The sequence below is a fragment of the Candidatus Magnetobacterium casense genome (assembly GCF_019173545.1).
Classification (GTDB): domain Bacteria; phylum Nitrospirota; class Thermodesulfovibrionia; order Thermodesulfovibrionales; family Magnetobacteriaceae; genus Magnetobacterium; species Magnetobacterium cryptolimnobacter.
Map to the genome: position 1 here is coordinate 1 of NZ_JABXWD010000210.1, position 6173 is coordinate 6173.

4 protein-coding genes are annotated in these 6173 nt (G+C 47.9%); all 4 read left to right on the forward strand.

Annotated features, from left to right (window positions below):
- The first annotated feature begins 246 nt into the window (after positions 1-246).
- The 4 genes from hisG (at position 247) to HWQ67_RS11460 (ending at position 5991) form a co-directional block, all read left to right on the forward strand.
- Complete coding sequence (hisG, locus tag HWQ67_RS11445; RefSeq protein ID WP_218252822.1) at positions 247-1128, forward strand: ATP phosphoribosyltransferase; 882 nt, start codon at positions 247-249, stop codon at positions 1126-1128.
- Positions 1129-1524: 396 nt separating this feature from the next.
- Complete coding sequence (locus HWQ67_RS11450) at positions 1525-1749, forward strand: hypothetical protein (protein ID WP_218252823.1); 225 nt, start codon at positions 1525-1527, stop codon at positions 1747-1749.
- Positions 1746-2003, forward strand: coding sequence for a type II toxin-antitoxin system RelE family toxin (locus HWQ67_RS20565; RefSeq protein WP_218252824.1), 258 nt, complete (start codon positions 1746-1748; stop codon positions 2001-2003). The genes HWQ67_RS11450 and HWQ67_RS20565 overlap by 4 nt, the downstream gene beginning before the upstream one ends.
- Positions 2004-3006: 1003 nt before the next feature.
- Positions 3007-5991, forward strand: a complete 2985-nt coding sequence (locus HWQ67_RS11460) for an HD domain-containing phosphohydrolase (RefSeq protein WP_218252825.1) — start codon at positions 3007-3009, stop codon at positions 5989-5991.
- Positions 5992-6173: the final 182 nt, after the last annotated feature.

Sequence of the window (6173 nt, forward strand, 5' to 3'; positions counted from 1 at the left end):
ATGTCTTTCTCCTTTCTGCATGTGTTATTACATACAAATATTATTACACATAAACCACTTTTTTTCAATACTTTATACATCGTCCACGCTTGTTTGGAGTGCTACCGATTTTTTACAGCAAGATTTTTTTCTAATGTGATAGCCCTGTGCACGCTGCAAGAACTCCTTTACTAAAGCGCATTGTTTTTGATATATTAATCGATAATTACCGGGATATTCAAAATAAAGACAAAGGAACTAAGAGACATGGAAAAAACCAACACGCTTAAACTTGGGCTTCCCAAGGGCAGCCTCCAGGAGTCAACCTTCAAGCTCTTTCGCAAGGCGGGCTATCACGTATCGGTGTCCTCGCGCTCGTACTATCCCTCGATAGACGATCCGGAGATTGAGGGGATGCTGATCAGGGCGCAGGAGATGGCGCGCTACGTGGAGATAGGGGTGCTTGATTGCGGCCTGACCGGTTACGACTGGATACTTGAAAACAACTCCGACGTGGAGATAGTCACCGAACTCAACTATGCCAAGGAGGGACTTCGTCCGGTGCGGTGGGTGGTGGCGGTGCCAAACGATTCACCGATCAGGGCTGTGAAGGACCTCCAGGGTAAGCGCATTGCCACGGAACTGGTAGGTTTCACCAAACGCTATCTCGCCGACAACGGCATAGAGGCCGAGGTCGATTTCTCCTGGGGTGCAACGGAGGTCAAACCCCCTCAACTGGCCGACGCCATTGTGGAGTTGACCGAAACAGGCTCTTCGCTGCGGGCAAACAACCTGCGCATCGTGGAGACGATCCTCGTGTCAACCACACGCTTTATCGCCAACAAGGGCGCATGGCAGGACGCCTGGAAACGTGAAAAGATTCGCAACATGGTGATGCTCCTTGAGGGCGCCCTGGCCGCAGAGGAACGCGTCGGACTGAAAATGAACATCCCCAGGGAAAATCTCGGCGCCCTCAAGGCAATACTGCCGGCGTTGCACTCGCCAACCATATCGGAACTGACTGACAAGGACTGGCTTGCCCTTGAGGTCGTCATCGAGGAACGCCTCGTGCGGCAACTCGTACCGTCACTGAAAAAAATAGGCGCCTCTGGTATCGTGGAATACCCGCTGAACAAGGTCATCCCATAACAAGCCGACAAGAACAATAAAGGGGGTAACCGTAGATTCCGCCCAAGGGAGGGAAAGGGGCAGCAGGTGTATATATCATCCGCATGAAGGAGAAATTGCGGCAAGGTACATACATATATTAGGCGCATTAAAGGTAGGATTTTTCTCTGCTGCCCCCTATACCTAAAAACCTTGAACTATAAAACCTCCTATATCTATAATCCTCAATAAACTTCAACCACTCCAACGGTATACAGCTTATAGCAATGTCCCGTGTTTGTATTGTATCAGAGATATTTTTACAAAACAAGAGAAATCTTCTTCACGTTACAAAGTCTGCATGTGAGATTTTTTCACCGATCTATTTCTGTCTATGTTATAATATACACCAGTATGATGTATTAAGGAGGCAGAGGCATGAAAAACATCGGAGAAACCAGATCGATGCAAGCGTTAAAAGTGCATTTATCAATAGATGAGATAATTGAGGCCGTCAGGAAAATGAAAAAAACTGACAGGGAGGCATTCATCGAAGACTTGATAGCTGCAACCTCTTCTGAATATCTCCAGAGCATTAAAGAGGCAAGGGCGGAATATAAAGCAGGTAAGGTAAAATCGCATGAAAAAATATTTGGTAAATGAATTATGTCCTTGTTTATACATCCAGAGCACAACGGGATATCAAGAAATTAGAACCAAAAATAAAAAGTTCCATCGATAAGGCTATGCTAAAATTGAAAGAGGAACCTTTTCTTTGTTCGACAAAGCTAACCAACCCCAAAATTGGCAGTTACAGATTGCGTGTAGACAACTACAGGGTAATATTTGATATTGAAGGGTGGGACATTGTAATTCTCAGGGTTGGCCATAGACAGGATATTTACAGGAACATATAGGGAGAGACGTTACAGAAATGCAAGATTTTTCTGCATTACGCATGAACTGGCGTGGTAAGCCTTTGGCAAGTCAGAGATGCTCACTGTTCATAGACTATGAACCATCGTTCATAGCTTAATACCTCGATGGTTGCTTGAATTTGTGTGTTTACATATGAACATTCGTTCATACCTGCACTCCTGTCTGATTTATACACAACGCAATAAGTCAACCACAGATGCTCTTATTTTAAGGCATTATGTACCAACTGTGCTCCTGGCATGATTTTTGATATCTTAATTCTATAAAATCATCAGGGCACATTAAGAGTACTATGTGTTCTGATGGAGGAAGATATTCGTTGATATACACCAAGAAGCAAAACATTTGAAAAAAACATTGACAGAGATGTTATAGTTATTATATAAAAGAATATAGGAGATTTTTAAGATAAAGAAGAGCGTGAGGTGTTAATAGAAGCACACAGAGTAGCAAAAGAAAGAAGGGGCGATTCTGCCTTCTTTTTCGCTCCAGGTTTTTTTAAAGAGGATACGTTTTATAGTTAAATGATTGATTGTGTACTTAACAGGGATATCATAAGTAACAGGCAAGACAGATGTTGTTGTCATTGTTCTGTATTACAGACCGTTAATGGTATATTTTTTGCTCCCCCCCCATAAGATTTTTGTTTATTTAACGCAACCTTACAATTACCAACTGATCTGTTGCTACCCAATGCTTGTAACAGCTATATTTTTGCAGATTTTTATATACTCTATGGTTTCGCAGTTTCTGGATTTATGTTTGCCTCTGTTCAAGCCAGGGACATGTTTCCAAGTGTGTCATTCTTGGCTTGACCAGGAATCCAGGATGCGTAAAAGGATAGTTGCCATGAAATATAAAGAAGATACAAAGAATTGTACCATGATGAGGATACCACTAACAGCTTAATAAAAAGGTGGCTGATAAATGTGTAAAAATATGATATGCTAGCATAAGTTAAACACGAGAGAAAGGAAAGATATGTTTGACCTGTTAAGATTTAGCTTGGGTGATATGATACAGTGCGGCCACCTGATACGCCAGGCCACGGCGGGGTGCGAGTGCATGGAGGACGCCGCCAACGAAATACTGAAGACCCTCTACAATAACTTCAGGGATTCCGACACGGGGGAGGGCGATTTTGCGCTCGTGAGGTTTTTTAAGACACACCGCTTCGACAAACTCCCCCAGGAGTTGAAGCTGACAGCCCTTGAGTGTTTTGCTCAAGTCCCCCAGGAGGATACAAGCTGCCTCACCCTCCTTGCCACCTGCGGCATAGAGGACGCCTGGAACAGACGGCAGACCTCCCGGGGACATCAGGTCATCCCGCTGTACAGCGTGTCGTTTGTTAATTCACTTCCAATGATCCATGGCCTGCTGTCGCAGCTTGGTGTGGATATCCATGACGTGGTACATAGCAATGGGCAAAAACACTTCACCGATGCAGACAAGACCTTTGGCGTCTTCTACGTCTACGATGCAACGGACAATCCCCTGGTACCGGCACAGGAAGAGTTTGTCATCCCCTATGGTATCAAGTCGGTGCTGGGCTTTGGCGGGGAACTCCCCAACGGAGAGATGTTTGCCGTCATGATGTTTTGCAGGGTCTACCTGTCGGACGATATTGCCGCCATGTTCAAGACCCTTGCCCTGAGCGTACAGTATGCCGTTGTGCCATTTAAAACAGCCGTATTTTGCGATAATGGCGGACCACCCCCACAACCGGACTGTGACTCGCTGCAAGCCAGGATTGCCATCCAGAATAACCTCCTCCGTGTCACAGAGGAGATGACTCTGATGACAACCACCAGGCTCGATGACATCGTCAGACAACGCACTGTGGAACTGAGGGAGAGTTATCATACCCAGGGGGTGGTCAATGCAATCCTGTCGTTGTCGTTGTTGCCGATGTCTTTAGATGCGCAGTTGCAGGAAATCCTGGAACTGCTGTTGTCGGTGTCGTGGTTTGCCCTGGAACCCGTTGGCAGCATAGCTATTGTTGAGGACGAACAGGACGTCTTGGTCTTGAAGGCGTATATGAACTTTAACGAACACCTGCTAACGAAGTGTCAGCGTATCCCGTTTAACAGATGCCTGTGCGGCAGAGCAGCCTATGAGAAGCAAATTGTTTTTTCCAATTACATAGACGAAAGACACGAGACAACCTACACTGGCATGTTGGAGCATGGTCACTACTGTGTGCCGATAATATCGCCTGATGGCAACGTTTTGGGTGTGATCAACCTGTACGTCAGGTGTGGTCACAAGAGAAGCCAGTGGGAGGAGGAGTTCCTGTCCGCCATTGCCAAAACGATTGCCGGGATCATCGAGCGTAAACGCATGGAAGATAGGCTCAGGCTGCTAAATGAAGAGCTTGAGGACAAGGTGATGACGCGCAATCTCGACCTGGTAATAGCTAATTCAAGGCTCGAGGTGGAGGTAAAAAACCATAAGGACGCCAGAAGAAAACTAAAACACAACTATCAGGTACAGCAAACGATAAACTCTATCCTGGAGATATCCCTGCGCTCCGGCTCCCTTGATGAAACCCTGAGAGAGATACTTGCCGTTGTGATCTCCATCCCGTGGATATCGCTGGAGTCCAGGGCCTGCGTGTTCCTCGTTGATGACAACAAGAAGGTATTAAGGATGTATTCTTCCTACAACTTTAACGACGACCACCTCAATACCTGCCGGGAAATCCTTATCGGACAATGCCTGTGCGGGAAGGCCGCATCAGAAAGAAAGATAGTGTTTTCCGGCGGGATACACACCGAACCCCATCACGATATCGTCTACAGAGACATACAGGAGCATGGCCACTACTGCGTTCCCATAATGTACAACAAGCAGGTAATCGGTGTCTTTACGGTCTTTACCAAGGAGGGACACGAGAGAAAAAAGGCCGATGAAGATATCCTGCTTGCCCTGACAAACACGCTGGCGGGGGTTATCATGCGCTACAGCACGGAGGATATCCTGAAAGAGAGAGAGGAACACCTCCGTTCGGTTATCCAGACATCCGTAAATGCAATATTTTCAATAGATACCGATGGTCGCGTTGCCTTCTGGAACGACGGGGCGTCAAGCATCTTTGGTTACAGTCCAGACGAGGTAATCGGAGGAGACCTGTCGGTGATTATACCGAAGCGATTCAGGGACGATTACAGGGCGGGGCTTTCGTGTCATTTTAGCAGTGGTCCGCCGCCCCTTGCCACAGGAGAGACCTGTGAGCTTATTGCTTTAAACAGGGACGGCGTAGAATTTCCGATAGAGTTGTCACTGACTAGGTGGAGTGCGCGCTCGGGGACGTTTTTCACCGGGATCGCCAGGGATATCACCAGACGCAAGAGTGCCATCACCGAGCTTGAGGCAAGCCTCAGCAAGCTGCGCAGGATAACGGGTGCGGTGATGGAGGCGATGTCCGTGGCCGTTGAGGTACGCGACCCCTACACGGCAGGTCATCAGCGCAGGGTGGCAGACCTGGCCCGCCGCATTGCCTATGAAATGGGACTGTCTGCCGACCAGACAGAGGGCATCAGGGTGGCCGCCGAAATACACGACCTGGGGAAGATATCCGTCCCCGCCGAAATACTCAGCAAGGCAGGGAAGATCAAGCCACAGGAGTTTGAGATCATCAAGGACCACTCAGAGATCGGTTATAACATCCTCAAGGGTATCGAGTTTCCATACCCCGTAGCGGACATTGTTCTTCAACACCACGAAAAGCTCAACGGCACCGGATATCCGCGAGGGTTGAAGGGGGATGAGATACTGATAGAGGCACGGATCATCTGTGTGGCCGACGTGGTAGAGGCCATGGCCAATCACAGACCCTACAGACCCGCACTTGGAGTGGAAAAGGCCATGGAGGAGATTAGCGCCAATAGCACCATTCTGTATGATCCCGATGTGGTACGGGCTTGTCTGCGGGTCTTTAACGAGGGCTTTACCTTTAAACCCTGACAACTATCCCTTAGTCAGGTACTTAAAACACATCGCTCACAATTCGTACCTTCTTTATATTTCATGGTAGCACAAGAAAGAAAGGGGCGGTTTGTGACAGGGGCGGGTGCGACCCGCTGCGGGAAAATCGTGCCCCACCCCCTCCGCCCCCCTTCAGAACCCCCCGCAAGGGGAGGGGCGAG

Coding starts and splice junctions, on each gene's coding strand:
- hisG (WP_218252822.1), top strand. CDS start 247: ATGGAAAAAACCAACACGCTTAAACTTGGGCTTCCCAAGGGCAGCCTC.
- HWQ67_RS11450 (WP_218252823.1), top strand. CDS start 1,525: ATGAAAAACATCGGAGAAACCAGATCGATGCAAGCGTTAAAAGTGCAT.
- HWQ67_RS20565 (WP_218252824.1), top strand. CDS start 1,746: ATGAATTATGTCCTTGTTTATACATCCAGAGCACAACGGGATATCAAG.
- HWQ67_RS11460 (WP_218252825.1), top strand. CDS start 3,007: ATGTTTGACCTGTTAAGATTTAGCTTGGGTGATATGATACAGTGCGGC.